Annotated in this window: 23 protein-coding genes, 1 tRNA gene and 1 pseudogene; 10 read left to right on the forward strand and 15 right to left on the reverse strand. The window is 70.0% G+C overall.

What is annotated here, in order from left to right:
- Nucleotides 1–150 precede the first annotated feature (150 nt).
- The 3 genes from ACFYQ6_RS27460 (at nucleotide 151) to ACFYQ6_RS27470 (ending at nucleotide 4,868) form a co-directional block, all read left to right on the forward strand.
- Nucleotides 151–1,968: a PQQ-binding-like beta-propeller repeat protein gene (locus ACFYQ6_RS27460; RefSeq protein WP_361575289.1), complete on the forward strand. Its 1,818-nt coding sequence runs from the start codon at nucleotides 151–153 to the stop codon at nucleotides 1,966–1,968.
- Between the two features lie 58 nt (nucleotides 1,969–2,026).
- Nucleotides 2,027–3,928: a PQQ-binding-like beta-propeller repeat protein gene (locus tag ACFYQ6_RS27465; RefSeq protein WP_361575286.1), complete on the forward strand. Its 1,902-nt coding sequence runs from the start codon at nucleotides 2,027–2,029 to the stop codon at nucleotides 3,926–3,928.
- Nucleotides 3,929–4,175: 247 nt separating this feature from the next.
- Nucleotides 4,176–4,868 carry a LuxR C-terminal-related transcriptional regulator gene (locus ACFYQ6_RS27470; RefSeq protein WP_361575283.1) on the forward strand — a complete coding sequence of 231 codons (693 nt, stop codon included), beginning with the start codon at nucleotides 4,176–4,178 and terminating at the stop codon, nucleotides 4,866–4,868.
- 53 nt (nucleotides 4,869–4,921) lie between these two features.
- On the opposite strand, the gene ACFYQ6_RS27475 is transcribed toward ACFYQ6_RS27470, so the two are convergent.
- Both ACFYQ6_RS27475 and ACFYQ6_RS27480 read right to left on the reverse strand, forming a co-directional pair.
- Complete coding sequence (locus ACFYQ6_RS27475) at nucleotides 4,922–5,209, reverse strand: hypothetical protein (RefSeq protein WP_361575280.1); 288 nt, start codon at nucleotides 5,207–5,209, stop codon at nucleotides 4,922–4,924.
- Nucleotides 5,210–5,223: 14 nt separating this feature from the next.
- Complete coding sequence (locus ACFYQ6_RS27480; RefSeq protein WP_361575277.1) at nucleotides 5,224–6,894, reverse strand: sodium:solute symporter family protein; 1,671 nt, start codon at nucleotides 6,892–6,894, stop codon at nucleotides 5,224–5,226.
- A gap of 237 nt (nucleotides 6,895–7,131) precedes the next feature.
- Here ACFYQ6_RS27480 and galT point away from each other — a divergent pair, with 237 nt between their 5' ends.
- The 3 genes from galT to galK are packed head-to-tail and all read left to right on the forward strand — an operon-like array spanning nucleotide 7,132 to nucleotide 10,327.
- Complete coding sequence (gene galT, locus ACFYQ6_RS27485; protein WP_361575274.1) at nucleotides 7,132–8,175, forward strand: galactose-1-phosphate uridylyltransferase; 1,044 nt, start codon at nucleotides 7,132–7,134, stop codon at nucleotides 8,173–8,175.
- The gene (galE, locus tag ACFYQ6_RS27490) at nucleotides 8,172–9,155 is read left to right on the forward strand and encodes a UDP-glucose 4-epimerase GalE (protein WP_388765436.1); all 984 of its coding nucleotides are present in this window, start codon (nucleotides 8,172–8,174) and stop codon (nucleotides 9,153–9,155) included. The genes galT and galE overlap by 4 nt, the downstream gene beginning before the upstream one ends.
- Entirely contained in the window at nucleotides 9,152–10,327 is a 1,176-nt protein-coding gene (gene galK / locus ACFYQ6_RS27495; protein ID WP_361575268.1) for a galactokinase, read from the forward strand. Before galE ends, galK begins: the two co-directional genes overlap by 4 nt.
- Here galK and ACFYQ6_RS27500 read toward each other — a convergent pair.
- Nucleotides 10,317–10,766: pseudogene (locus ACFYQ6_RS27500) on the reverse strand (GNAT family N-acetyltransferase); the annotation flags it as partial. The gene galK and the pseudogene ACFYQ6_RS27500 overlap by 11 nt on opposite strands.
- A 267-nt stretch (nucleotides 10,767–11,033) precedes the next feature.
- On the opposite strand from ACFYQ6_RS27500, the gene ACFYQ6_RS27505 reads away from it, so the two are divergent.
- Nucleotides 11,034–11,831 (forward strand): LuxR C-terminal-related transcriptional regulator, encoded by a 798-nt coding sequence (locus ACFYQ6_RS27505; RefSeq protein ID WP_388765439.1) that lies wholly within the window; start codon nucleotides 11,034–11,036, stop codon nucleotides 11,829–11,831.
- On the opposite strand, the gene ACFYQ6_RS27510 is transcribed toward ACFYQ6_RS27505, so the two are convergent.
- Entirely contained in the window at nucleotides 11,790–12,287 is a 498-nt protein-coding gene (locus tag ACFYQ6_RS27510; RefSeq protein WP_356742348.1) for a MarR family transcriptional regulator, read from the reverse strand. The two genes, ACFYQ6_RS27505 and ACFYQ6_RS27510, sit on opposite strands and share 42 nt — an antisense overlap.
- A gap of 88 nt (nucleotides 12,288–12,375) precedes the next feature.
- Here ACFYQ6_RS27510 and ACFYQ6_RS27515 point away from each other — a divergent pair, with 88 nt between their 5' ends.
- Nucleotides 12,376–13,176 carry a trans-aconitate 2-methyltransferase gene (locus ACFYQ6_RS27515; protein WP_361575261.1) on the forward strand — a complete coding sequence of 267 codons (801 nt, stop codon included), beginning with the start codon at nucleotides 12,376–12,378 and terminating at the stop codon, nucleotides 13,174–13,176.
- Between the two features lie 16 nt (nucleotides 13,177–13,192).
- Here ACFYQ6_RS27515 and ACFYQ6_RS27520 read toward each other — a convergent pair whose 3' ends face one another.
- The 3 genes from ACFYQ6_RS27520 to ACFYQ6_RS27530 form a co-directional block, all read right to left on the reverse strand.
- Nucleotides 13,193–13,795 carry a Uma2 family endonuclease gene (locus ACFYQ6_RS27520; RefSeq protein WP_361575781.1) on the reverse strand — a complete coding sequence of 201 codons (603 nt, stop codon included), beginning with the start codon at nucleotides 13,793–13,795 and terminating at the stop codon, nucleotides 13,193–13,195.
- A 103-nt stretch (nucleotides 13,796–13,898) separates the two neighbouring features.
- The gene (locus tag ACFYQ6_RS27525) at nucleotides 13,899–14,585 is read right to left on the reverse strand and encodes a TetR/AcrR family transcriptional regulator (protein WP_361575258.1); all 687 of its coding nucleotides are present in this window, start codon (nucleotides 14,583–14,585) and stop codon (nucleotides 13,899–13,901) included.
- Entirely contained in the window at nucleotides 14,582–15,568 is a 987-nt protein-coding gene (locus ACFYQ6_RS27530) for an acyl-CoA desaturase (RefSeq protein ID WP_388765441.1), read from the reverse strand. Before ACFYQ6_RS27530 ends, ACFYQ6_RS27525 begins: the two co-directional genes overlap by 4 nt.
- A gap of 315 nt (nucleotides 15,569–15,883) precedes the next feature.
- Between ACFYQ6_RS27530 and ppc the strand changes: the two genes are divergently transcribed.
- Nucleotides 15,884–18,613 carry a phosphoenolpyruvate carboxylase gene (gene ppc / locus ACFYQ6_RS27535; RefSeq protein WP_361575253.1) on the forward strand — a complete coding sequence of 910 codons (2,730 nt, stop codon included), beginning with the start codon at nucleotides 15,884–15,886 and terminating at the stop codon, nucleotides 18,611–18,613.
- Between the two features lie 27 nt (nucleotides 18,614–18,640).
- Here ppc and ACFYQ6_RS27540 read toward each other — a convergent pair whose 3' ends face one another.
- The 7 genes from ACFYQ6_RS27540 to ACFYQ6_RS27570 form a co-directional block, all read right to left on the reverse strand.
- Nucleotides 18,641–19,111, reverse strand: a complete 471-nt coding sequence (locus ACFYQ6_RS27540) for a hypothetical protein (protein WP_388765443.1) — start codon at nucleotides 19,109–19,111, stop codon at nucleotides 18,641–18,643.
- A 75-nt stretch (nucleotides 19,112–19,186) separates the two neighbouring features.
- Nucleotides 19,187–19,780 (reverse strand): aminoacyl-tRNA hydrolase, encoded by a 594-nt coding sequence (gene pth / locus ACFYQ6_RS27545; RefSeq protein ID WP_361575247.1) that lies wholly within the window; start codon nucleotides 19,778–19,780, stop codon nucleotides 19,187–19,189.
- A 111-nt stretch (nucleotides 19,781–19,891) separates the two neighbouring features.
- Entirely contained in the window at nucleotides 19,892–20,479 is a 588-nt protein-coding gene (locus ACFYQ6_RS27550) for a 50S ribosomal protein L25/general stress protein Ctc (RefSeq protein WP_361575244.1), read from the reverse strand.
- 259 nt (nucleotides 20,480–20,738) lie between these two features.
- The gene (locus tag ACFYQ6_RS27555) at nucleotides 20,739–21,716 is read right to left on the reverse strand and encodes a ribose-phosphate diphosphokinase (protein WP_145809032.1); all 978 of its coding nucleotides are present in this window, start codon (nucleotides 21,714–21,716) and stop codon (nucleotides 20,739–20,741) included.
- A 118-nt stretch (nucleotides 21,717–21,834) separates the two neighbouring features.
- Nucleotides 21,835–23,283: a bifunctional UDP-N-acetylglucosamine diphosphorylase/glucosamine-1-phosphate N-acetyltransferase GlmU gene (gene glmU, locus ACFYQ6_RS27560; protein WP_361575241.1), complete on the reverse strand. Its 1,449-nt coding sequence runs from the start codon at nucleotides 23,281–23,283 to the stop codon at nucleotides 21,835–21,837.
- 107 nt (nucleotides 23,284–23,390) lie between these two features.
- Nucleotides 23,391–23,462, reverse strand: a tRNA-Gln gene (locus ACFYQ6_RS27565).
- A 15-nt stretch (nucleotides 23,463–23,477) separates the two neighbouring features.
- Complete coding sequence (locus tag ACFYQ6_RS27570; protein WP_388765445.1) at nucleotides 23,478–24,341, reverse strand: hypothetical protein; 864 nt, start codon at nucleotides 24,339–24,341, stop codon at nucleotides 23,478–23,480.
- Between the two features lie 155 nt (nucleotides 24,342–24,496).
- Here ACFYQ6_RS27570 and ACFYQ6_RS27575 point away from each other — a divergent pair, with 155 nt between their 5' ends.
- Nucleotides 24,497–25,813, forward strand: coding sequence for a sensor histidine kinase (locus ACFYQ6_RS27575; RefSeq protein WP_388765447.1), 1,317 nt, complete (start codon nucleotides 24,497–24,499; stop codon nucleotides 25,811–25,813).
- Nucleotides 25,814–25,960: 147 nt separating this feature from the next.
- Here ACFYQ6_RS27575 and ACFYQ6_RS27580 read toward each other — a convergent pair whose 3' ends face one another.
- Nucleotides 25,961–26,479, reverse strand: coding sequence for an SUKH-3 domain-containing protein (locus ACFYQ6_RS27580; protein ID WP_388765449.1), 519 nt, complete (start codon nucleotides 26,477–26,479; stop codon nucleotides 25,961–25,963).
- Nucleotides 26,480–26,484: the final 5 nt, after the last annotated feature.

Below are 26,484 nucleotides of genomic sequence, written 5' to 3' on the forward strand. Positions count from 1 at the left end.
CCGCTCGACTGTCTTGAAGCCGCGGAAGCCATGCCCGATTCGCTCCTTTCCGGGGGGAATTCAGAGTCGTCTCGCACCTGACCTCTGAACCCAGCGGAATCGCGGGGGAGACCGGACCGGGCACCGGACCGCACGAAGGGGGACGTGCTGATGACCCAGCCGCCCAGCCAGCAACCGCCGCAGGGGGGCTTCGGAGCTCCGCAGGAACCGCAGGGCTCTCCTCAGCCGCCCCAGCAGCCGCCGTCACCACCGGCGGCCCCGCCGCAGATGCCGCCCACGCCCCCGCCCACGCAGCCCGGTTACGGCTATCCGCAGGCACCCGGGGCGCAGCCCGGCTACGGCTACCCGCAGGCACCCGGCCAGGCAGCCCCGGGCCCGTACGCCCAGCAGCCCGGGCCCTACGGCGCCCCGGCCGGTCCGTACACCCAGCAGCCCGGTCCGTACGCCCAGCAGCCGACCGTCGGTTACGGCTATCCGCAGCAGCAGTACCCCGGCGCCCCCACCCCCGGCGGCTCCGGCGGCGGGCCCTTCAAGGGCAAGCCCGTGCTCGTCATCGGCGCGGCGCTCGCCGCCCTCCTCGTCGTCGGCGGCGGCATCTTCGCCCTCACGAGCGGCAGCGACGAGGTGAAGAAGCCGGTCGCCAGGACGAGCAGCGGCGCCCCGGCTCCCAGCGGCTCGCCCACCGTCGACCAGGGAGACGGCAAGGGCGACGGCCGCGAGGCGAACGACGACCTCAACGCCGGGCGCAAGGCGGGTGAGGCCAAGGTCCTCTGGCTGACCACGAACGACGTCGACCTGCCGCGCAACGGCGCCGACGTCTACGGCCCCTGGATCGTCGGGGACACCCTCGTCAAGGGCATGTACCGCTCGGTCACCGGCTACTCGGTGGCCGACGGCAAGGAGAAGTGGACCCTGGCGCTGCCCGCCGACATGTGCGCGGCACCCGCCACGGCCACCGCCGACGGCAAGATCGTCATCGGCGTGAAGAACGGCACCACGGACAAGGCCGACTGCGCCGACCTCCAGATGATCGACCTCAACACCGGCAAGGCCGGCTGGAAGAAGTCGGTCACCAAGAACGGCACCTGGGACCTGCTCTCGGACATCGGTCTGGCCATCAGCGGCGACACCGTGACCGTCGGCCGCACCAGCAACTCCAACGCCTACCGGGTCACCGACGGCAAGGAACTGTTCGGCAAGCCCTCGGGCAACTGCCAGCCGTTCGCCTTCGCCGGCGGGCCCAAGCTGATCGCCGCGTCCAGCTGCCGCACGGCCGACGTGGACAACCCGCAGCACCAGATCCAGGAGGTCGACCCCACCACGGGGAAGCCCAAGTGGACGTACAAGCCGAAGCAGGGCTGGGAGGTCGACAAGGTCTACTCGGTGAGCCCGCTCGTCGTCTCGCTGACCCAGTCCGAGGAGAAGAAGTGGTCCATCCTCGCGCTCAAGGAGAACGGAACGCTCCGTTCCCAGCTGGTCGGTGACAAGGAGGACAAGTTCTCCGTCGACTGCGGCCACGACTTCGCCATCTTCGGCCAGCAGCTCGAAGGGTGCAGCGGCCTCGCCGCCGACGCCAACACCTTCTACATGATGACCGAGGACGACACCAGCGGCACCGGCCGCACCAACAAGGTCATCGCCTTCGACCTGAACACCGGCAAGCCCAAGTGGAAGGCCGCGGCCCCCGCCGAGCGCACCATGAAGCCGCTGCGCATGGAGGGCGGCAACGTCCTGGTCTACCTGGAGCCCTCCTACGACAAGGGCGGGGCGATCGCCACGATCGCACCGACCGGCGGCGCGCCCAAGGTGCTGCTCCAGCACCCGGACTCGACGACGCAGATCGAGAACTTCTTCTCCTCCAAGATCGCGTACGCGGGCGGCCGGTCCTTCATCGTCAGCGAACGCGTCAGCGCGAGCAACGACGAGGAGGAGAAAGAGCAGACGACCATGATGGCCTTCGGCAAGTGACGGCCGAGCCCGGTAACCGCAGCCCCTCCTTCTCAGACCCCGCAGAGGTACGTACGCCATGAGCCAGCCGCCCAGCGAACCGCCCCAGGGTGGATTCGGCGCCCCCCAGGACCCGCCGCCCGGCGGATTCGGCGCGCCGACCCCGCCTCCCGCCGACCCGCTCGGCAAGCAGCCCCCGGCCACCCCGCCGACCCCTCCGGCCGGTGGCTACGGCACGCCGCCGCTCCCTCCGGCCGGTGGCTACGGCAGCCCGACGCCCCCGCCCGGCCAGCCGCAGCAGAGCCCGGCCTACGGCTACCCGCAGGCGCCGCCTCCCGGGCAGCCGCACACCCAGCCCGGCTACGGCTTCCCGCAGGCGCCGCCCCCGGGCCAGCCGCCCACGCAGCCCGGCTACGGCTTCCCGCAGGGCCCGCCCCCCGGCCAGCACGGCATGCAGCAGGGGTACGGCTACCCGACCGCTCCCATGCAGCCGCAGTACGGCGCCCCGCAGCCGAGCGGCAACAAGAAGTTCAGCACCCAGATGCAGATCATCGTCGCCGCGGTCGTCGCCGTGGTGCTGATCGTCGGCGGCGGAGTCATCTACGCCTCCGGCGGCAGTGACGAGGGAAAGCAGGACGAGGCCTCGTCCGCGGGGTCCACCGGCGGCGAGGGCAAGGGCGGCGAGGGCGATGGCCTGAGCGGCGGCAGCGAGAAGGCTCCCGCCGACACCGCGTCCAAGGTCGGCTTCCAGCTCCCGCACCCGAAGGTCACCGACACCACGACCGTCGACGGCTCCTGGGTCACCGACAAGGCGTACGTGAAGACCGGCGTGTACGAGATCGTCGGCTACGACCTCGCCAAGGGCACCAAGCTCTGGTCCATCCCGCTGGCCGGCCAGGTCTGCGCGGCGTCCCGGCACATGAGCAAGGACTACAGGACCGCCGTGGTCTTCGAGGAGGGCAAGGCGACCGCGGCCGACAAGTACCCCTCCTGCAACAAGGTCGGCGCGCTCGACCTGGCCACCGGCAAGCTGCTGTGGAGCAAGTCGGTCACCTCCGCGTCCAACGGCGACGAGCCCATCCGGTTCAGCGAGGTCACGCTCAGCGGCAGCACGGTCGCCGCGGGCGGCACCAGCGGCGGCGCGGCGTTCAACCTGGCCGACGGCGCCGAGCTCTGGAAGCCGCAGACCGACACCAACAACTGCTCGGACCGTGGATACGGCGGCGGCGAAGCCCTCGCCGTCGTCCGCAGGTGCGGCAGCTACGACGAACCGCAGCTCACCATCCAGGCGCTGAACCCGACCACCGGCGCACCGCTCTCCTCGTACGAGATGCCGGCGGGTGTCGAGTACGCGGGCATCGTCTCCACCAAGCCGCTCGTCGTCGCGGCCGACGTCGGTGACACCGCCGGTGACGGCAGCGGCATCTCGGACTTCTTCTCCATCGACGCGGCGACCGGAAAGCTCCTCGTCCGGATCTCCGCCGACGCGGACAAGTACGCCGCCGAGTGCGGCTCCACCGAGGTCGAGACCTGCAGCTCCGTGGCCGTCGGCAACAACAGGCTCTACGTGCCGACCGAGGAGCACGAGGGCGGCGGCGAGTACGGCGACACCAACGAGATCGTGGCCTTCGACCTCACCACGGGCAAGCTCGTCGGCGGCAAGGCCGACGCGGGTGACCGTTACACGCTGACCCCCCTGCGCATGGACGGCTCCAACGTCATCGCGTACAAGCGGCCCCCGTACGACAAGGGCGGCCAGATCGTCTCCATCGACGGCAACTCCTTCAAGGAGACCGTGCTGATGGTCAACCCGGACGACGAGACGGTCCGTGACGCGGAGACCAGCTTCTCCACCGACTACGCGGAGTTCATCTACGAGAAGGGCCGGCTGTTCATCTCCGAGAAGATGATCAGCGAGCCCAGCAAGTCCAGTTCGCTGGACGACAAGCAGTACCTCGTCGTCTCGTTCACCACCGTCTGACCCCGCCCCCCCGTTCGCGGGACAGCGGTCACGGCCCTGCCGGTCGATCTTCCGACCGGCAGGGCCGATCGTTTTCTGTCGTGCAAGTAGCCCTGAATGCAGCAGAATTCGGCATTCTGGGGGGCTTCTGCCCGGTAGAGGGCGCGCGACGTCGAACAAGCGTGTAACTTGCCGGGTCAGAGGGGCCGGGGGGCCTGATCAGGTTCGCGCAGCGGTACGGCGCTGTACACATGGGGGCTATCTCGAGATGGGCGTGCGGCTCATGGTGGTCGACGACCACCGACTGCTCGCCGAGGCACTGGCCTCGGCACTGAAACTGCGTGGTCACCGGGTGCTCGCCGCTGCCGCGCCGACGTCCGGGTCGGCGGAACTCGTCGTCAGCAGGGCACCCGAGGTCTGCCTGTTCGGCACGGCGGCGCCCTCGCAACCCGGAGTGTTCGACCCGATCGCGCGGATCGGCCGGGAGCGTCCTCAGGTGGCCGTGGTGGTACTCGGCCCGGTGCCGAGCCCGCGCGGGATCGCCGCCGCCTTCGCCGCCGGAGCGGCCGGCTACGTGCGGCACGACGAACGCATCGAAGGCGTCGAGCGCGCGATGGTCAAGGCCCGCGCCGGTGAGGCCGCGGTCGCCCCGCAGCTGCTGCGGGGGGCTTTCGCCGAGCTCCTCCATCCCGCGGTCCAGCCGGACGACGAGGGACAGCGGCTGCTGCGGATGCTCACCCCTCGCGAGGTCGAGGTGCTGGTGCGGGTCGCCGAGGGCGAGGACACCCGGCTGATCGCCGCGGGGATGGGCATCGCGCCGAGCACGGCGCGCACGCACGTCCAGCGGGTGCTGATGAAGCTGGGCGTCGGCTCCCGCCTGGAGGCCGCGGCGCTCGCGGCGCGGACGGGGCTGCTGGACAGGGCGGCGGGAACGGCGCGGGGGCCGGACGGCCTCGCGTGAACGCGTGACGGTCCGGCCCCCGTGGGCTCCCGGCCGGTACTCCGGCGTGCGGGTCAGCTCTCCGGCGTACCGGGAGCCTCTTCCGGCACCTGGGCCGGACGCAGCTTCATCCAGATGAGGAAGAACAGCCCGAGCGCCAGCATGGCCAGGCCGGTCCAGAGGTTGATGTGGACGCCCTCGGCCTTCTTCAGGTCGGCCTCGGACGGGTCGATCCCGGCGATGGTGACGATCACTCCGTAGACCACGAAGAGACCGCCGATGATCCGCCGGATGTCGAAGAGCCGGGCCGCGGTCGCGGACGTGCGCTCCAGTTCGGAGACTTCCTTGTGCAGGTCGGACATGGTGATGCCTCCGATCAGAGCGAGTAGGGCAGGTAGCAGAGGGTGGCGAGGACGATGGCGCCCCAGCCGAGCAGAGCGGGCTTGCGGTACCAGGCGTCGTCGCCCTGCTCCGGCGCCTCGTCGGCGTCCGGGGACTCCGTCCCGTAGACGAGACCGGCCAGTTCGGCCTCGGGCTTGGGAGCGGTGAAGAGAGTGACGGCGACCATGACGACCGCACCCGCCACGAATCCGACGATGGCGGACACGAAGTTGGCGCCCTGGTCGGACGGGATGTCGATGATCCCCTGCTTGTAGATCACGAAGTAGTTCACCATCGCGGCCGTGGTGCCCGCGACGAGGCCCCAGACCCCGGACTTCATCGAGGCGCGCTTCCAGAACATGCCGATGATGAAGACGACGAACATCGGGACGTTGAAGAACGAGAACAGCGTCTGGAGGTACGTCATGATGTTGGAGAAGCTGGCGGCGATGAACGCCGTGCCGATCGAGGCCAGCACACCCACCGCGGTGATCAGCCGCCCGAACTTCAGGTAGTACGCGTCCGGCTGGTCCTTCTTCACGTACCGCTGCCAGATGTCCGTGGTGAACACCGTGTTGAACGAGGACACGTTGGCGGCCATACCGGCCATGAACGCCGCCAGCAGACCCGTTACCGCGATGCCGAGCACACCGTTGGGCAGGAGCTCCTGCATCAGCAGCGGGATCGCGTCGTTGTAGGTGAGGTCCGAGCCGGCGGTGCCGATCCGGGGCACGACGGCGGCGGCGACCAGGCCCGGGATCATCACCGCGAAGACGATGAAGATCTTCGGGAAGGCGGCGATCAGCGGGGTGCGCTGGGCGGCCGACAGGTTCTTCGCGGACAGGGCGCGCTGCACCTCGGCGAAGTTGGTGGTCCAGTAGCCGAAGGAGAGGACGAAGCCGAGGCCGAGGATGATCGTCAGCCAGTTGGCGCCGAGCGGGTTGGCGTCACCGATGCCGGTGCCGCCCCAGGCGGACATGAAGTCCGTGCCGTGCTGCTTCTCCAGCGAGCCGCTGAGCCCGTCCCAGCCGCCGACACGCTTGAGGCCGAGCAGGGTCAGGGGTATCAGCGCGGCGAGGATGACGAAGAACTGCAGCACCTCGTTGTAGATCGCCGAGGAGAGACCGCCGATGGTGATGTAGACGAGGACGAAGAGCCCCGCGACGACGATCGCGACCCACTGCGGCCAGCCCAGCAGCGCCTCCACGACGATCGACAGGGCGTAGAGGTTCACGCCCGCGATCAGGATCGCCGCGAAGGCGAAGAGTATGGAGCTCAGCAGGTGCGCCGACTTGTCGAAGCGCTGGAGCAGGAACTCCGGCACGGAGCGGACCTTCGACCGGTAGTAGAAGGGCATCATCACCAGGCCGAGGAAGACCATGGCCGGGATGGCGCCGATCCAGTACCAGTGGACGACCGCGACGCCGTACTGCGCGCCCGTCGCCGCCATGCCGAGGATCTCGGTGGCCCCGAGGTTCGCCGCGACGAACGCCAGACCGGTCACCCAGGCGGGCAGGGACCGGCCGGAGAGGAAGAAGTCGAGACTCGTCTTCACGCTGGCCCGGGCGGCGAAGCCGATGCCGAGCACCACGACGAAGTAGATCGCCAGGATTGTGTAATCGAGCCCGTTCGTGGGGAGCCGGAGCCCTTCGGCCAGATATTGCATGGGGGGTACTCGCTTCGTTGCGCGAACTGAACCCGTCGGAACCTACGCCTTTGTGTTCAGAAAATGAACAGGTTGAGTGGCGTTCTTTGTTTGATCGTGATCGCAGGAGTGGAAATGTCCCTTTCTGGCCACCAAGGCGCCCAGCGTGTTCACAGGAGCCGACGGCATTGACGTGCCATGTTGACTTGTGATTTGTTATGTGCGGTTCTGTTTGAGGGCGTTACATGGAGGAGCCTGGTGAAGAAGACGGTCACGACCCTCGCCGACGGCCGGGAGCTGATCTACTACGACTCGGCCGACGACACCGTCCGCGACGCCGTCGACCTGCGGCCCCTGGACGCCGTCTCGACGTCCTCGGAGATCCGCCGCGACCCGCTGCTCGGCGACTCGGTGGCCATCGCCTCGCACCGGCAGGGGCGCACCTACCACCCGCCGGCCGACGAGTGCCCCCTCTGCCCCTCGCGCGAAGGGCGGCTCAGCGAGATCCCCGACACCGGCTACGACGTCGCCGTCTTCGAGAACCGCTTCCCCTCCCTCGCCGGCGACTCCGGGCGCTGCGAGGTCGTCTGCTTCACCTCCGACCACGACGTGTCCTTCGCCGGGCTCACCGAGGAACAGGCCGCCCTGGTCCTTGAAGCGTGGACCGACCGCACCGCCGACCTCGCCGAGCTCCCGCAGGTCGCCCAGGTCTTCTGCTTCGAGAACCGGGGCGCCGAGATCGGCGTGACCCTCGGCCACCCGCACGGACAGATCTACGGCTACCCCTTCGTCACCCCGCGCACCGAGCAGATGCTCCGCTCGATGGAGAGCCACCGCGCCGAGACCGGCCGCAACCTCTTCGACGACGTCGTCGCCCGTGAGCTCGCCGACGGCGAACGCGTCGTCCTGGAGAGCGAGCACTGGGTCGCCTTCGTGCCCTACGCCGCCCACTGGCCGTACGAGGTGCACCTCCACCCGCGCCGCCGCGTGCCCGACCTGCGGGAGCTCGACGAGGGCGCCCGCACAGAGTTCCCACAGATCTATCTGGAACTCTTGAGGCGATTCGACCGGATCTTCGGCCCCGGCGAGCCGCCGACCCCGTACATCTCGGCCTGGCACCAGGCTCCCTTCAGGGCACCCGGCCGCGAGGGGTTCGCGCTGCACCTGGAGCTTTTCACCATCAGGCGGACCTCCGGCAAGCTGAAGTTCCTCGCGGGCTCCGAGTCCGGCATGGGCGCGTTCATCAACGACGTGCCGCCGGAGGCCGCGGCCCAGCGACTGCGAGAGGTAGCGAGCGAATGAGCAGCAGCACCGGCAAGAAGTACCTGGTGACGGGCGGCGCGGGATACGTCGGCAGTGTCGTCGCCGCGCACCTGCTGGAGGCCGGCCACACCGTGACCGTCCTGGACGACCTGTCGACCGGCTTCCGCGAAGGCGTCCCCGAGGGCGCCGAGTTCATCGAGGGCCGCATCCAGGACGCCGCCAAATGGCTCGACGCCTCCTACGACGGGGTGCTGCACTTCGCGGCGTACTCCCAGGTCGGCGAGTCCGTCGTCGACCCGGAGAAGTACTGGGTCAACAACGTCGGCGGGACGACGGCCCTGCTCGCGGCGATGCGTGACGCCGGGGTCCGTACCCTGGTCTTCTCCTCCACCGCGGCGACCTACGGCGAGCCGGTCTCCAGCCCCATCACGGAGTCCGACCCCACCGCGCCCACCAGCCCCTACGGCGCCTCCAAGCTCGCCGTCGACCACATGATCAGCGGCGAGGCGACCGCCCACGGCCTGGCCGCCGTCTCCCTGCGCTACTTCAACGTCGCGGGCGCCTACGGCAGCTGCGGCGAGCGCCACAGCCCCGAGTCACACCTCATCCCGCTGGTCCTCCAGGTCGCGCTCGGGCAGCGCGAGTCGATCTCCGTCTACGGCGACGACTACCCGACCCCGGACGGCACCTGCGTACGCGACTACATCCACGTCGCCGACCTCGCCGAGGCCCACCTTCTCGCCCTGGAGGCGGCCACCCCGGGTGACCACCTCATCTGCAACCTCGGCAACGGCAACGGCTTCTCCGTGCGCGAGGTCATCGAGACCGTCCGCCAGGTCACCGGCCACCCGGTCCCCGAGACCGCCGCACCCAGGCGCGGCGGCGACCCCGCCGTCCTCGTCGCCTCCGCAGCCACCGCCAGGGAGCGGCTCGGCTGGCAGCCGTCGCGCGCCGACCTGGCCGCCATCGTCGCCGACGCGTGGACGTTCGCCCGCCGAGAGGAGCCCACCGCACCATGACCGACAACGCCGAGCTCACCGCTTCCTTCACCGCGCTCTACGGAAGCGCACCCGAGGGAATCTGGGCGGCACCCGGACGAGTGAACCTGATCGGTGAGTACACCGACTTCAACGACGGCTTCGTCATGCCGCTCGCCCTCCCGCATCACGCCCGGGCCGCCGTCGCCCGCCGCACCGACGGGCAGCTGCGCCTGCACTCCACCGACGTGCCGGGCGGGGTCGTCTCCCTGCGCGTCGACGAGCTGGTCCCGCACTCCGGCCACGGCTGGGCCGCCTACCCGGCAGGCGTCGTCTGGGCGCTCCGCGAGGCCGGCCACGAGATCACCGGTGCGGACATCCAGCTCACCTCGACCGTGCCCGTCGGCGCCGGCCTCTCCTCCTCCGCCGCCCTGGAGGTCGTCACGGCGCTCGCCCTGAACGACCTCTTCGAGCTGGGCCTGAGCGCACCCGAGATCGCCGTGCTCGGCCAGCGCGCCGAGAACGCCTTCGTCGGCGTGCCCTGCGGCGTCATGGACCAGATGGCCTCCGCCTGCTGCACCGAGGGCCACGCCCTGTACCTCGACACCCGTGACCTGACCGTGCGCCAGGTCCCCTTCGACCTGGCCGCACACGGGCTGCAGCTGCTGGTCGTCGACACCCGCGTCAAGCACGCCCTGGGCGACGGCGCCTACGCGGAGCGCCGCGCCGGCTGCGAGGCGGGCGCCCGGGCGCTCGGCATCGGCACCCTCCGTGACCTCCCGTACGAGGGGCTGGAAGCGGCGCTGGAGACTCTGCGGGCCGCGGGCGAGGACGAGTCGGTCGTGCGTTACGTCCGCCACGTGGTGAGCGACAACCACCGGGTGGAGCAGGTCATCGCCCTGCTCGACGCGGGGGACGTACGGGCCGCGGGCCCCGTGCTCGACGCGGGACACGTCTCGCTCCGCGACGATCTGCGGGTCTCCTGCGCCGAGTTGGACCTCGTGGTCTCGGCGGCGACCGCGGCCGGGGCGCTCGGCGCCAGGATGACCGGGGGCGGCTTCGGCGGCTCGGCGATCGTGCTGGTGGAGGAGGCGGTCGCGGACACCGTCGCCAAGGCCGTGACGGAGGCGTTCACCTCCGCCGGCCACGCCACCCCGGGAATCTTCCCCGCCGTTCCCTCGGCGGGCGGGCGGCGGCTTTCCCCAGCTGCTTGACCAGGATGAACTCCACGACGCCCGGCGGGTAGTCCTCGACCGCGCCGACCACCTCGTACCCCTGCTTCCGGTAGAAGGCCGGGGCCTGGAAGTCCCAGGTCTCCAGCCGGGAGCGGACGCAGGAGCGGTCGTCGCGGGCGAGGCGCTCCGCCTCGGCGAGCAGCCGCGCACCGTGGCCCTGGCCGCGGTGGCGGTCGTCCACCCAGAGCAGGTCCACGTGGAGCCAGTGGGCCCAGGTCCGTCCGCTCAGTCCGCCGGCCAGTGCCCCCTGGTCGTCCAGCAGCCACACCTCCAGCGGGACCTCGTGTTCGGCCGGGGTGCCGTGCAGGGCGCGCAGCCCCGGTGATCCTTCCCAGTTGTCCTCGTGCAGCCGGCGGCCAAGCAGAATACGACGTTCCTTGTCTACTTCTGTCTCAACTTCTGTCTCAAGACGGAACATGCACAACACCCTAAACACGTCGTGCGGTCAGTTCTGCGAATCGCCTTCCGCCGCCCACCGCCCGCCGTACGCTGTGCACAACACCGGTGGGGGCCGGTGTCGTTTCAGGGGACGAGACAGTCGGACGCGACGCCCGGGGCGGGTGGCGGCCGGCACACGGCGGCGGCCGTGGCCGGCGGTCACCGGAGTGCTCCGGGCGTCGTGTCCGCCGTGATCCTGTCCTCGTCGGGGCAGACCACGCACGGGCGCCCCAGGAGCTCACACAGCATGGGGGTGTCTGTGGCGCGTATCCGGGTTCTGGTGGTCGACGACCACCGCATCTTTGCCGAGTCCCTCGCCGCGGCCCTGGCCGCCGAACCGGACGTCGACGTGTCGGCGGCGGGCAGCGGCCCCGCCGCCGTGCGGTGTCTGGAGCGCGCGGCCGCCGAGGGGCGCCGCTACGACGTGATGCTCGTCGACGCCGAACTGGGCATCCTCGCCGGGAACGGCGTGCGCACCGTGCCCGCGCCGCGCGAGGCCCCGGACGGCGGGTCCGGGGCGGGCGGTCCGGTCGACGGCATCTCGTTGGTGGCCGGGGTCCGTTCGGGGTACCCGCACATCCGGACGGTGGTGCTCGCCGAGAAGGACGACCCGCGCCGGGCGGCGGCGGCGCTCCAGGCCGGCGCCTCGGGGTGGGTCGCCAAGGACTGCTCGCTGCAACGGCTGCTGACCGTCATACGCGGCGTGCTGCGCGACGAGACGCATCTGCCGGCCGCGCTGCTGACCGGGGTCCTGCGGGAGCTGACCGCTGCCCGCAAGCACCGCACCGAGAGCGAGCAGCTCGTGGAGTCGCTGACGCCCCGCGAGCGTGAGGTGCTGCGCTGCATGGTGGCCGGCCTGGGCCGCAAGGCGGTCGCGGAGCGGCTCTTCCTGTCCCCGCACACCGTGCGCACACACATGCAGAACGTGCTGGGGAAGCTGGGTGTGCACTCGACGCTCGCCGCCGTGGCGCTCGCCCGGCGGGCCGGGGTGGGTCCGGCCCAGCTATCCGGGGACGTTGTCGAACGGGGCGGTCAACTGGCGTAGCAGCCCGGCCAGTTCGGATCGCTGCTGGGACGACAGCTCACCGAGGATGGCCCGCTCCTGGTCGAGCAGTCCGGCCAGCGACTGGTCGGCCTTGTCGCGGCCCCGCTCCGTCAGCCGGACGAGGACACCCCGGCGGTCGCTCGGGTCGGGAAGCCGTTCCACGAGGTTCTTCTTGGTCAGCCGGTCGATGCGGTTCGTCATCGTGCCCGAGGTGACCAGGGTCTGGGTGAGGAGCTGCCCGGGGGAGAGCTGGTACGGAGGGCCCGCGCGCCGCAGGGACGTCAGGACGTCGAATTCCCACGGCTCCAGCTCATGCTCCGCGAAGGCGATCCTCCGGGCCCGGTCCAGGTGCCGTGCCAGGCGGGAGACGCGGCTCAGCACCTCGAGTGGTTCCACGTCGAGGTCGGGGCGCTCACGGCGCCATGCAGCGACCAGTCGGTCGACCTCGTCCTCCATGACGATCAGTGTAGAGGGTCCCTCGACATGAAGTCTCTTGAATTCAAGTGTCTTGACATCAAGAGAACTACCTGGTGATCCTGAGCCCATGACCCCACCCACCTGGGACCCCCTCCAGTACCTCCGGCACGCGGACCACCGCACCCGCCCCTTCCACGACCTCCTGGCCAGGATCGGGCCCCTGCCCCACGAACCCGCACCCCGCATCGCCGACCTCGGCTGCGGTGCCGGCAACGTCACCGCCGTCCTCGCCGAACGCTGGCCGGACGCCCGCGTCACCGGCTACGACACCTCGCCCCAGATGCTCGAACGCGCCCGCACCACCCACGCCGGCCCCCGCCTCGACTTCACCGAGGCCGACGCCGCCACCTGGACCCCCACCGAGACCTACGACCTCATCGTCTCCAACGCACTGCTCCAGTGGGTCCCCGGCCACACCGACCGCTTCCCCCACTGGCTCGACGCACTCACCCCTGGCGGCACCCTCGCCTTCCAGATCCCCGGCAACTTCGGCGCCCCCAGCCACACCCTCATGCGCGAACTCGCCGAATCCCCCCGCTGGCACGACCGCCTCGGCGGCCTCCTGCGCCACGAGGACGCCGTACACAGCCCCGCCGCCTACCTGGAGCACCTCACCGCACCCGGCCGCACCGTCGACGTCTGGGAGACCACCTACCTGCACCTGCTCCAGGGCGAGGACCCCGTACTCGACTGGGTCAAGGGCACCGGTCTGCGCCCCCTCCTCGACGCCCTCACCGACGACCCCGGAGCGCGGGACGCCTTCCTCGCCGAGTACCGCGACCTGCTGCGCACCGCCTACCCGGCGGGCCGCCACGGCACGGTCTTCCCGTTCCACCGGATCTTCGCGGTGACCAGGACCGCCGGGTGACCCGGACGGCCGCGCCTCACAGCGCGTCGAGAGCCTCCGGCGAGATGTCCAGATCGAGAGGGAACGGGACGCCTGTCTTCAGCCGGTCGTGATGGATTCCCGTCAGGGCGTACGTCTTGTTCACCGGGTCCAGCTCGTAGACCCGCACGACCGGGTGCTTGTCGCTGCCGGCCATCTCGACCAGCCAGAAGTTCGGGACGCCCGCCGCGGCGTACTTCTGCGGCTTGGCGTCACGGTCCCGGGCCTCCGAATCGGGGGAGACCACCTCGACGGCGAGAACCACGTCGGCCGCCTCGAAACGGGTCAGCTCCCTCCCGGTGACCGCCTCGGCCCGCACGACGCAGACGTCCGGCTCGGGGGCGTTGCGCCGGTCGAGGACGACCGTCATCTCCCTGACGACTTTCAGCTCGCGTGGCGCACTGCCACGCAACCCGTACGTCAGCATGTCGATCATCCGGCTGTGAAAGATGCGCTGCGGACTCACAAAGACCAGGCTCCCGTCGAGCAATTCCGTGTGCGGCGGGAGATCAGGCAGCGTGAACAGGTCGTCCACGGTGTATCCGTCCTGCGGGGGCACCGGCCAGCGGCTGCTGTGCCCGGTGATCGGCTCGGCGGTCATGGTTCCTCCCATGGACGGGATTCTGGCCCTGCCCCACCACAGTAAGGTCCGGTTCGCGACCCCGTCATCACAACGAGTGATCACACGCGCACCGCGGCCGGGCTCAGTTCTTCCTGTGGCCTATCAGCCGTGGCTTCGACTCCAGGTTCTCCAGCCCGTGCCACGCCAGATTCACCAGATGGGCGGCGACCTCGGCCTTCTTCGGCTTCCGCACGTCCAGCCACCACTGACCGGTCAGCGCCACCATCCCCACCAGCGCCTGCGCGTACAGCGGCGCCAGCTTCGGATCGAAGCCCCGGGCCTTGAACTCCAGGCCCAGGATGTCCTCGACCTGCGTCGCGATGTCACTGATCAGCGACGCGAACGTCCCCGTCGACTGCGCGACCGGGGAGTCACGGACCAGGATCCGGAAACCGTCCGTGTACGTCTCGATGTAGTCCAGCAGCGCGAACGCCGCCTGCTCCAGCAGCTCCCGGGGATGCCCCGCCGTGAGCGCACCCGTCACCAGGTCCAGCAACTGGCGCATCTCACGGTCGACCACCACGGCGTAGAGCCCCTCCTTGCCGCCGAAGTGCTCGTACACCACCGGCTTGGAGACCCCGGCACGCGCCGCGATCTCCTCCACCGAGGTGCCCTCGAAACCCTTGTCGGCGAACAGGGTGCGGCCGATGTCCAGGAGCTGCTCGCGGCGCTCCTTACCCGTCATACGGACCCGCCTGACCCGCCGGGCGGGGACAGGCATGCTCTTCTCGCCGCTGGTGCTTCCGTCGGTCGCCACGTCGTCAATCATGCCGGGTCGACGGCCGCGGACTTGCGGCGGGAGGCGATACGAGAGGCATCCGGCCACCGCACGTCGTGCGCCCAGCCCGCCATCTCGAACCAGCGGATCAGCCGTGCGCTGGAATCGATCTGCCCCTTCATCACCCCGTGCCGCGCGCTCGTCGGATCCGCGTGGTGCAGGTTGTGCCAGGACTCACCGCACGAGAGCACCGCCAGCCACCACACGTTCCCCGACCGGTCACGCGACTTGAAGGGGCGCTTGCCGACCGCGTGACAGATCGAGTTGATCGACCACGTCACGTGGTGCAGCAGCGCGACCCGCACCAGCGAGCCCCAGAAGAACGCCGTGAACGCACCCCACCAGGACCACGTCACCAGCCCACCGACCAGCGGCGGGATCGCCAGCGAGAGGATCGTGAAGCTGAGGAAGTGACGCGAGATCGCACGGATCGCCGGGTCCCTGACCAGGTCGGGGGCGTACTTCTGCTGCGGTGTCTGCTCCTCGTTGAACATCCAGCCGATGTGCGCCCACCACAGACCCTTCATGAGCGCCGGCAGGTTCTCGCCGAACCGCCACGGCGAATGCGGGTCGCCCTCCGCGTCGGAGAACCGGTGGTGCTTGCGGTGGTCGGCCACCCACCGCACGAGCGGACCCTCCACCGCCATCGAACCCGCGACGGCCAGAGCGATACGGAGCGGACGCTTCGCCTTGAACGAACCGTGCGTGAAGTAGCGGTGGAAACCGATCGTCACGCCGTGGCAGCCCCAGTAGTACATGGCCACCAGGAGGCCGAGGTCGAGCCAGCTGACACCACGGCCCCAGGCCAGCGGCACCGCCGCGACCAGAGCCGCGAACGGCACCACGATGAACAGCAGCAGCGCGATCTGCTCGATCGAACGCTTCTTGTCGCCACCGAGCGTGGCCGAGGCGGATGCGCGACCGCCTGCCTCCGTCGGCAGGCCGTCGTCGATCACATCAGGACTGGTGGGCATGGCGAGTCCCCCGTGGGGTGAGGAGATATGACGAAATGAGCGGGCTACGCTTCCGTAACCTACGGCAACGTAAGTATGGCAGCGACGAGCCCCGCGACACGAGAGCGCCGCCGTCACAACCCTTGGGGGAACCGGCCCGCGGCACCGCCACGGACCACCCCCCAGGGCAACGAGCACGCCCGCCCCCAGGACACCTATCCTGGGGGCGTCGGACAGCGCGGTCCGCACTCTGCATATCCGGGGTGCCCCGTCAGCACCGCGAGCGCCCCGGCCCCCCTGACAGACGTGCTCAACCACTGCAAGGAGCCGCACACTGTGAGCAGTGCCGACCAGACCCCTGCCGCCAGCGCCGAACTGCGGGCCGACATCCGCCGCCTCGGCGACCTGCTGGGCGAGACCCTCGTACGACAGGAGGGCCAGGACCTCCTCGACCTCGTCGAGCGCGTCCGCGCCCTGACCCGCACCGACGGCGAGGCAGCAGCAGAGCTCCTCGGCGACACGGACCTGGAGACCGCCGCACAGCTCGTGCGCGCCTTCTCCACCTACTTCCACCTCGCCAACGTCACCGAGCAGGTCCACCGCGCCCACGAGATGCGCGACCGCCGGTCAGCCGAAGGCGGACTCCTCGCCCGCACCGCCGACCGCCTCAAGGACGCCGACCCCGAGCACCTGCGCGAGACGGTCAAGAACCTCAACGTCCGGCCCGTCTTCACCGCACACCCCACCGAAGCCGCACGCCGCTCCGTACTCAACAAGCTCCGCCGGATCGCCGAACTGCTCGAAACCCCCGTCATCGAGGCCGACCGCCGCCGCCAGGACATCCGCCTGGCCGAGAACATCGACCTCATCTGGCAGACCGACGAACTCCGCGTCGTCCGCCCGGAGCCCGCGGACGAGGCCCGCAACGCCATCTACTACCTCGACGAACTCCACGCCAACGCCGTGGGCGACGTCCTGGAGGACCTGGCCGCAGAACTGGAGCGCGTCGGCGTCGAACTGCCCGCCGGCACCCGCCCCCTCACCTTCGGCACCTGGATCGGAGGCGACCGCGACGGCAACCCCAACGTCACGCCCGCCGTCACCTGGGACGTCCTCATCCTCCAGCACGAGCACGGCATCACCGACGCCCTCGAACTCGTCGACCAGCTGCGCGGTCTCCTCTCCAACTCCATCCGCTACACCGGAGCCACCGACGAGCTCCTCACCTCACTCCAGACCGACCTGGAGCGCCTCCCCGAGATCAGCCCCCGCTACAAGCGGCTGAACGCCGAGGAGCCCTACCGGCTCAAGGCCACCTGCATCCGCCAGAAGCTCGTCAACACCCGCGAGCGCCTCGCCAAGGGCACCCCCCACCGCCCCGGCTGCGACTACCTCGGCACCGCCGAACTCATCGCCGACCTGGTCCTCATCCAGACCTCCCTGCGCGAACACCGCGGCGGACTCTTCGCCGACGGCCGCATGGACCGCACCATCCGCACCCTCACCGCGTTCGGCCTCCAGCTCGCCACCATGGACGTCCGCGAACACGCCGACGCCCACCACCACACCCTCGGCCAGCTCTTCGACCGGCTCGGCGAGGAGTCCTGGCGCTACGCCGACATGCCCCGCGACTACCGGCAGAAGCTCCTCGCCAAGGAACTCCGCTCCCGTCGCCCCCTCGCCCCGACCCCGGCCCCCCTGGACGCCGCGGGCGAGAAGACCCTCGGGGTCTTCCACACCATCAGCCAGGCATTCGAGCGCTTCGGCCCCGAGGTCATCGAGTCCTACATCATCTCGATGTGCCAGGGCGCCGACGACGTGTTCGCCGCCGCCGTCCTCGCCCGTGAGGCCGGCCTCATCGACCTCCACGGCGGCTGGGCCAAGATCGGCATCGTCCCGCTCCTGGAGACCACCGACGAGCTCAAGGCCGCCGACGTCATCCTCGACGAGATGCTCGCCGACCCCTCCTACCGCCTCCTCGTATCACTCCGCGGCGACGTCCAGGAGGTCATGCTCGGCTACTCCGACTCCTCCAAGTTCGGCGGCATCACCACCTCCCAGTGGGAGATCCACCGCGCCCAGCGCCGCCTCCGCGACGTCGCCCACCGCTACGGCGTACGCCTGCGCCTCTTCCACGGCCGCGGCGGCACCGTCGGCCGAGGCGGCGGCCCCTCCCACGACGCGATCCTCGCCCAGCCCTGGGGAACACTCGAGGGCGAGATCAAGGTGACCGAACAGGGCGAGGTCATCTCCGACAAGTACCTCATCCCCGCACTGGCACGGGAGAACCTGGAACTGACCGTCGCGGCCACCCTCCAGGCCTCCGCCCTGCACACCGCGCCCCGCCAGTCCGACGAAGCGCTCGCCCGCTGGGACGCCGCCATGGACACCGTCTCCGACGCTGCCCACGACGCCTACCGCAAGCTCGTCGAAGACCCCGACCTGCCCGCCTACTTCCTCGCCTCCACCCCGGTGGACCAGCTCGCCGACCTGCACCTCGGCTCCCGGCCCTCCCGCCGCCCCGGCTCAGGCGTATCGCTCGACGGCCTGCGCGCCATCCCGTGGGTCTTCGGCTGGACCCAGTCACGGCAGATCGTCCCCGGCTGGTTCGGCGTCGGCTCCGGCCTCAAGGCACTGCGCGAAGCCGGACTCGACACCGTCCTGGAAGAAATGCACGAACAGTGGCACTTCTTCCAGAACTTCCTCTCCAACGTCGAGATGACCCTCGCCAAGACCGACCTGCGCATCGCCCAGCACTACGTCGACACCCTCGTCCCCGACGAGCTCAAGCACGTCTTCGACGTCATCCGGGCCGAACACGAACTCACCGTGCAGGAAGTCCTCAAGGTCACCGGCAGCAAGGAACTCCTCGGCACCAGCCCGGTGCTCCAGCAGACCTTCGCCATCCGCGACGCCTACCTGGACCCGATCTCCTACCTCCAGGTGTCCCTGCTCGCCCGGCAGCGCCAGGCCGCCGAACGCGGCGAGGAAGCCGACCCGCTGCTCGCACGCGCCCTGCTGCTCACCGTCAACGGCGTCGCCGCGGGCCTGCGCAACACCGGCTGACCCGCACGGGAAGCGGGTGCGGACCTGTCACAGGGCGATGAACGTCGCCGTCAACAGGGCCGCACCCGCGATCCCCGTACCCCACGCCGTCCGCGTCAGCCGCATACCGCCGCCCATCACCAGGGCGGCCAGCACCAGCGCACCACCCAGCGGAACCCAGGCGTGCAGAAGGCCCGGGACCCCGGTACGCACCACGTCCCCGGTCCCGGGCTTCACCACGACGGGGAAACGCTCCCCCTTCTCCGCCGCGACGGACCGCTCGATCGTCACGGCCGACCGCTTCCGCGCATCCGCGTCCGGAGAGAACGACCCCGTGCAGGCGTCCTCACCGCACGACGTCACCGTCATCGTCCCGTGCTCGCGCCCCTTGGCCAGGACGATGTGGTGCGCACTGTCCCACGACGACCACACCCCGGCTGCCAGCAGCAACAGGACGACACAGCCCGCCGCGAACGTACGGCCATGGGCCATCAGCCGGTGGGAGGAACTCCGCTTCATGGGGGCCGATCCTTGGGCAGAGCCCTGCAGTCGGTCAACCTGTGGCCGGAAAACACCCAAGAAGCAGTAGAAATGTCAGGAGTTGTACGCGGACTGAGCCCGCTCCAGCCCCTCCGCCAGCAACGACTCCACCGCGTCAGCCGCACGGTCCACCAGATACGCCAGCTCCTTGCGCTCCGCCGACGAGAAATCCTTCAGCACGAAATCAGCGACCTGCATCCGCCCCGGCGGACGCCCGATCCCGAACCGCACCCGGTGGTACTCCGGACCCATCGCCTTCGTCATCGACTTCAGCCCGTTGTGCCCGTTGTCACCGCCACCCAGCTTCAGCCGCAGCATCCCGAAATCGATGTCCAGCTCGTCGTGCACCGCCACGACATGATCCGTGGGCACCTTGTAGAAGTCACGCAGCGCGGTGACCGGACCGCCCGACAGATTCATGTACGACATCGGCTTCGCCAGCACCACACGCCGGCTCAAAGGCCCGGGCGGACCGATCCGCCCCTCCAGCACCTGCGCCTGCGCCTTCTGCGCCCGCTTGAACTTCCCGCCGATCCGCTCCGCCAGCAGATCGGCCACCATGAAACCGACGTTGTGACGGTTCGCCGCGTAATCGGGGCCGGGATTACCGAGGCCCACGATCAGCCAGGGGTCGGTGGCGTCGGACATCAGAGCTCGGTCTCCTCGCGGTGCGTACGTACCGGTCGATACAGGGAAACGGGGCGGCGGAACCCCCGGAAGGGAACCGCCACCCCGTCAGTCAAGCAGGTGGAGCGAGGCTCAGGCCTCGGCACCCTCGGACTCGGCGCCCTCGGCGGCCGGCTCCTCGGCCTGCGCGGCGACGACCTGGAGCACCACGGCGTCCTCGTCGCCCGCCAGCACCGAACCCTTGGGGAGCGGGATGTCCTTGGCGAGGATCGAGTCACCGGCGTCCAGGCCCGCCACGGAAACCGTGACCGACTCGGGGATGTGGGTGGCCTCGGCCTCGACGAGCAGCGTGTTCTGCACGTACTCGAGCAGGTTGCCGCCCGGGGCCAGCTCGCCCTCGACGTGCACCGCGATCTCGACGTTGACCTTCTCGCCGCGCTTCACGGTCAGCAGGTCGACGTGCTCGATGTTGCCCTTGATGGCGTTGCGCTGAACGGCCTTCGGGATCACCAGGGCGTCCTTGCCGTCGATCTCCAGACCGATCAGGACGTTGGCGGTACGGAGCGCGAGAAGCAGCTCGTGACCCGGGAGGTTGATGTGAACCGGCTCGGCACCGTGGCCGTAGACGACTCCGGGAACCAGGTTGGCGCGACGGGTACGACGGGCAGCGCCCTTGCCGAACTCCGTGCGGACCGTTGCGTCGAGCTTGATCTCAGCCATGCTGCACTCCTCGTAAGGTGACGAAAAACCGATGGTCACCCGGCCCACGACAGGCCTGCTACGAAGAGCGCGTCGATAACGGACCACCGGACCCATGCCTGCGCATGAGAACGGCCTCCCTCGCCGAGCAACTCACTGAGTCTACCCGGCGGGGAGGCCGCACCCAAAGTCGATCACCCTGAGGTGATCCGCCCGGAGCCCGCAGGTCCCGTCGTGGAGCCCGCAGGTCCCGTCGTGGAGCCCACGGCCCCGGAAGGGATCAGCCCTGCTCCTCGAAGAGGCTCGTCACCGAACCGTCCTCGAACACCTCACGCACCGCACGCGCGATCGTCGGCGCGATCGAGAGCACCGTGATCTTGTCGATCTCCAGCTCACCCGGCGTCGGCAGCGTGTCCGTGAACACGAACTCGCTCACCTTCGAGTTCTTCAGCCGGTCCGCCGCCGGACCCGACAGCACACCGTGCGTCGCGGTCACTATGACGTCCTCGGCGCCGTGCGCGAACAGGGCGTCCGCAGCGGCGCAGATCGTGCCACCCGTGTCGATCATGTCGTCGACCAGGACACACACGCGGCCCTCGACGTTACCGACGACCTCGTGCACGCTCACCTGGTTCGGCACGTCCTTGTCGCGGCGCTTGTGCACGATCGCCAGCGGGGCGTCCAGACGGTCGCACCAGCGGTCGGCGACCCGCACACGGCCGGCGTCCGGAGACACCACCGTCAGCTTGGACCGGTCGACCTTCGCGCCCACGTAGTCCGCGAGGATCGGCAGAGCGAACAGGTGGTCCACCGGGCCGTCGAAGAAGCCCTGGATCTGGTCCGTGTGCAGGTCCACCGTGAGGACACGGTCCGCACCCGCCGTCTTCATCAGGTCCGCCACCAGGCGGGCCGAGATCGGCTCACGGCCGCGGTGCTTCTTGTCCTGACGGGCATAGCCGTAGAACGGCAGGATCACCGTCACCGACCGCGCCGACGCGCGCTTCAGCGCGTCCAGCATGATCAGCTGCTCCATGATCCACTTGTTGATCGGAGCCGTGTGGCTCTGGATCAGGAAGCAGTCGGCGCCACGGGCCGACTCCTGGAAGCGGACGTAGATCTCACCGTTGGCGAAATCGAAGGCCTTCGTCGGCACGAGACCGACACCCAGCTGGTGTGCGACCTCCTCGGCCAGCTCGGGGTGGGCGCGGCCGGAGAAGAGCATCAGTTTCTTCTCGCCGGTCGTCTTGATCCCGGTCACAGCACAGTCTCCTCAGACGTGTATCTGGCGCCGCGCGCATGTGTCCGATGAGCGACGAGCCAGCCGAAATGGGTGAGCATCTATCACGGTACGCCGCCTTTGGCGCACCTGTTTCCGGTCAGCTTTCGCCGTCGGTCTCCTGCACGGCGGCCTGAGCGGCCTGCGCCGCCGCGCTCCCGGGGCGCTTCCGGGCGACCCAGCCCTCGATATTCCGCTGCTGGCCCCGGGCGACGGCCAGCGAACCGGCCGGTACGTCCTTGGTGATGACCGAACCCGCTGCCGTGTAAACGCCGTCCCCGACCGTGACAGGCGCCACAAACATATTGTCCGACCCGGTCCGGCAGTGGGACCCGATCGTGGTGTGGTGCTTGGCCACCCCGTCGTAGTTCACGAAGACGCTGGCCGCACCGATGTTGGTGTGGTCGCCGATCGTCGCGTCCCCGACGTAGCTCAGGTGCGGCACCTTCGTGCCCTCACCGATCGTCGCGTTCTTCATCTCGACGTACGTACCGGCCTTCGCCTTCGCTCCCAGCCGGGTACCCGGCCGCAGGTAGGCGAAGGGGCCCACGGTCGCTCCGGGGCCCACCTCGGCGCCGTCCGAGACGGTGTTGTCCACCCGCGCGCCCGCGTGGACGACGGTGTCCTTCAGCCGCGAGTTCGGGCCCACCTCGGCGTCCTCCGCGAGGTGCGTGGTCCCGAGCAGCTGCGTGCCCGGGTGCACGACCGCGTCACGCTCGTACGTCACCGTCGCGTCGATCAGCGTCGACGCCGGGTCCACGACCGTCACGCCGGCCAGCATCGCCCGCTCCAGCAGCCGCTCGTTGAGCAGCCGACGGGCCTCGGCCAGCTGGAGCCGGTTGTTGATGCCCAGGATCTCCCGGTGGTCGCCCGCGACCGAGGCGCCGACGCGGTGACCCGCCTCGCGCAGGATCGACAGCACGTCGGTGAGGTACTCCTCGCCCTGGCTGTTGTCCGTGCGGACCTTGCCGAGCGCGTCGCTCAGCAGCCGGCCGTCGAAGGCGAAGACGCCGGAGTTGATCTCCCGGATGCCGCGCTGGGCGTCGGTGGCGTCCTTGTGCTCGACGATCTCGGTGACGGCGCCGGTGGCCGCGTCCCGGACGATCCGGCCGTAGCCGGTCGAGTCCGGGACCTCGGCGGTCAGGACGGTGACGGCGTTCGCGTCGGCCGCGTGGGTGGCGGCGAGCGCGGAGAGCGTCTCACCGGACAGCAGCGGGGTGTCCCCGCAGACGACGATCACGGTGCCGTCGACCGTGCCGCCGAGCTCCTCCAGGCCCATCCGGACCGCGTGGCCCGTGCCGTTCTGCTCGGCCTGGTAGGCGGTGCGCACGGGGGTGTCCCCGGCGGAGAGGTGCGCGGTGACCTGCTCGCTGGCGTGGCCGACGACCACGACGAGGTGCTGCGGGTCGAGCTCACGGGAAGCGGCGACGACATGTCCGACGAGCGAGCGCCCGGAGATCTCGTGCAGGACCTTGGGGGTCTTCGACTTCATGCGGGTGCCCTCACCCGCTGCGAGGACGACGACGGCTGCCGGGCTGATGGCGCTCACGGATGTGCCCTTCGGCTTCGGGTGGTGGACATCCGCAGGATACCGGGGGCGTATATGCCCGAAACGAGCGCGGGCCCCGACCGTGAGGTCGGGGCCCGAAGCGTGGGCTCCGCCGGCTGGATTCGAACCAGCGTCTCAAGGCTCCAAAGGCCTGCGGGATGCCGCTACCCCACGGCGGATCACTGCGTCAGACCCTACCTGAGGTGGAGTTGGGCCTGCTCCACGATTCCGCGCCACCAGCCCTCAACTCGACGGTACAACTCCGCACCTTGGGAAACCCGGATCACCAGACATCCGTGATAGGAGTCGCCGGTGTTCTTTCGCACGGTCTTGGGGTTGTGCTTCTTCAGCGTGGTCCTCTGGAGGGCTGAGGCGTCGATGCCCACGAGCTCCGCCCAGTATCGTTCGGCGGCCTCGACCTCTGCTGCCTCGTGGATCATGACCCGGAAGCAGATGCGGTCAGGCGTGACCCCCACTGCGGCCAGCCAGGCCAGATAGGTCTCGATCATGCCCGGGTCGCTATTGACGAATGTCAGGTTCTCTCGTCGGTCGTACGGTTTGTCCTTCGCTCCCTCGGACCAGTAGAGCCCTACGCCGATGAGGAGAAGCTCCCGGTTCGTGAGGTCGCCGATCTCTGCCTGAGCATCGGCCTTCGTCCGCTGCCGCTCCTTGTCGCGCACGGCCAGTTCGTGCTCCCAGCGCAGGCGTCCGGCAAGCCGGGCCTGTTCGATGTCACTTCGGCTGCGGACCGGCTTCGGCAGGTCCCGCACCCACAAGGAGATCGAGCTCTTCGAGCACCCCAGCTCCACCTGGATCTGGTCGTAGGTCATGCCCTGGAGCCGTAGCTCCCGGGCTTTCTCCCGCAGGTCGTCCTTGGCGTTGGGGCGTTTCGTCCACTCGGGGGCGGGCTCGCCTTGCAGTAGTCGGTTGAGGAGGTCGTTGTTGTGGATGTACAGCCGATCGCGGATCTGGCGCCGGCTCAGCCCCTCCCGCCGCAGCGCGACCGCCTGCTCCCGTAGCCCCTCGAAGTCCGCGTACTTGCCAGTGGCATGTGTCATAGGAACAGCGTTGTCCGGAATGCGGACGTCCGGGTCGAAAGCGTGCGCGGTTCGCCGGATCGGGCGATCTGCCTGCGTTCATGGCACGACCGGTCACTTTCTGTGCTGTCGGAGTCTCCGGAAAATGAGATGCGTGCGCCCGTACGCTGGATGCCATGACCGCAACGGGGGCAGACCAGGAAGCGGCGGGGCCGACCACCCGCGGCTACTGGTGGTGGGAGCGGCGGCGCGGTGTCGCCCTGGACGTGGGGCTGGCGCTGGTTTCGGCGCTGGAGTGTGCGCTGGAAGGGGTGACGTTCGCCGGGGACACCGGGCTGCCGGTGCCGATCGGGGTGCTCTTCGGGCTGCTGGCGGGTTCGGTGCTCGTGCTGCGCAGGCGCTGGCCGATCGCGGTGGTGCTGGTGTCGATAGCGACGACGCCGGCCGAGATGGGCTTCCTGATGGGGATCGTCGGGCTGTACACGCTGGCGGCGTCGGAGGTGCCGCGCAGGATCACGGTGGTGCTGACGGGGATGACGCTCGTCGGTACGTTCATCGTGTCGTACGTGCGGCTGCGGCAGAGCGTGAGCGGGGACACGGATTTCGGGCCGGGTGACTGGTACGTCCCGGGGGTGTCCCTCTTCATGTCGCTGGGGCTGACGGCGCCCTCGGTGCTCTTCGGTCTCTACATCGGGGCCAGGCGCAGGCTGATGGAGAGCCTGCGGGAGCGCGCGGATTCGCTGGAGCGGGAGTTGTCCCTGCTCGCGGACCGGGCGGAGGAGCGGGCCGAGTGGGCGCGTACGGAGGAGCGGACCAGGATCGCGCGGGAGATGCACGACGTGGTGGCGCACCGGGTGAGTCTGATGGTGGTGCACGCGGCGGCGTTGCAGGCGGTGGCTCCGAAGGATCCGGCGAAGGCGGTGCGTAACGCGGCGCTGGTGGGGGACATGGGGCGGCAGGCGCTGACGGAGTTGCGGGAGATGCTCGGGGTGCTGCGGAGCGGGGACGCGCTGGTGTCTCCGCCGGCGGGCCGGGTGCCGCTGGCTTCGGTGGGGCGGGTGGCGGCTGCCGCGGCGGCCGCCGTGGTGGAGGACGGGCCGCGGTTGCGTGAGGTGGAGGCGCTGGTCGCTCAGTCGCGCGAGGCGGGGATGACGGTGGAGCTGTCGGTGGAGGGGGAGCTGCGTCCGTATGCGCCGGAGGTGGAACAGACGGCGTACCGGGTGGTGCAGGAGGCGTTGACGAACGTGCACAAGCACGCGGCGGGCGCGAAGACGTGGGTGCGGCTCGCGCATCGGGGGGCCGAGGTGGCGATGCAGGTGGAGAACGGTCCGTCGGACGGTGCGACGGCGGACGCGGGGCTGCCGAGCGGGGGGAACGGTCTGGTGGGGATGCGGGAGCGGGTGCTGGGGCTCGGTGGTGTGTTCGTGTCGGGGCCGACGGACGCGGGGGGTTTCCGGGTGTCGGCGGTGCTGCCGGACGGTGACGCGGCCTGAGCCGGCCGTGCGGGGTTCCCGCCCGTGCCGTGGGGAGGCCTGCGCGGGGGCGGTGGGGAGGCGGACCGCGCCGGGTCCGGAGGTGGACTGTGCCTGGTCCGGAGGCCGGCCGTGCCGGGCCCGGAGGGAGGCGTGCCGCTCCGGGGTTCAGCCGGAGGTGAGGCGGGCGGGCTGTACGCCGGTCATGAGGGTTTCGAGGGCGCGGTCGATGTCGGCGCCGAGGTACCAGTCTCCGGTGTGGTCGATGCAGTAGACGCGTCCTTCGCTGTCGATGGCGAGGACGGCCTGCCCGTCGGCTTCCTCTCCGAGTGGGGCGACCTCGGTCTCGAGTGCGCGTCCGAGGTCGCCGAGGGTGCGTGCCAGGTGGAGGCCGCTGAGGGGGTCGATGCGCACGGTGGCGGTGGCGATCTGCCGACCGGGTGCGGTCGAGGTGATGCGGAGTCCGCCGAATTCGGCCCAGGCCTCGACCGCCGCGGGGAAGACGGCGTGCTGGTGTCCGGCGGGGGAGGCGTGGAGGCGGAGGGCGTCGGCCCATTCCTCGGCCTGGCGGATGTCCCAGCGTCCGGGCCGCCATCCGGCGTCGCGGAGCGCGGCGTCGACGGCGACGGGGAAGCGGGTGGTGGAGGTGCGGTCCTGCTGGGCGGGTACGTCGGGTCGTCCGTGCATGGTGC

The sequence above is a fragment of the Streptomyces sp. NPDC005494 genome (assembly GCF_042872025.1).
Classification (GTDB): Bacteria; Actinomycetota; Actinomycetes; order Streptomycetales; family Streptomycetaceae; genus Streptomyces.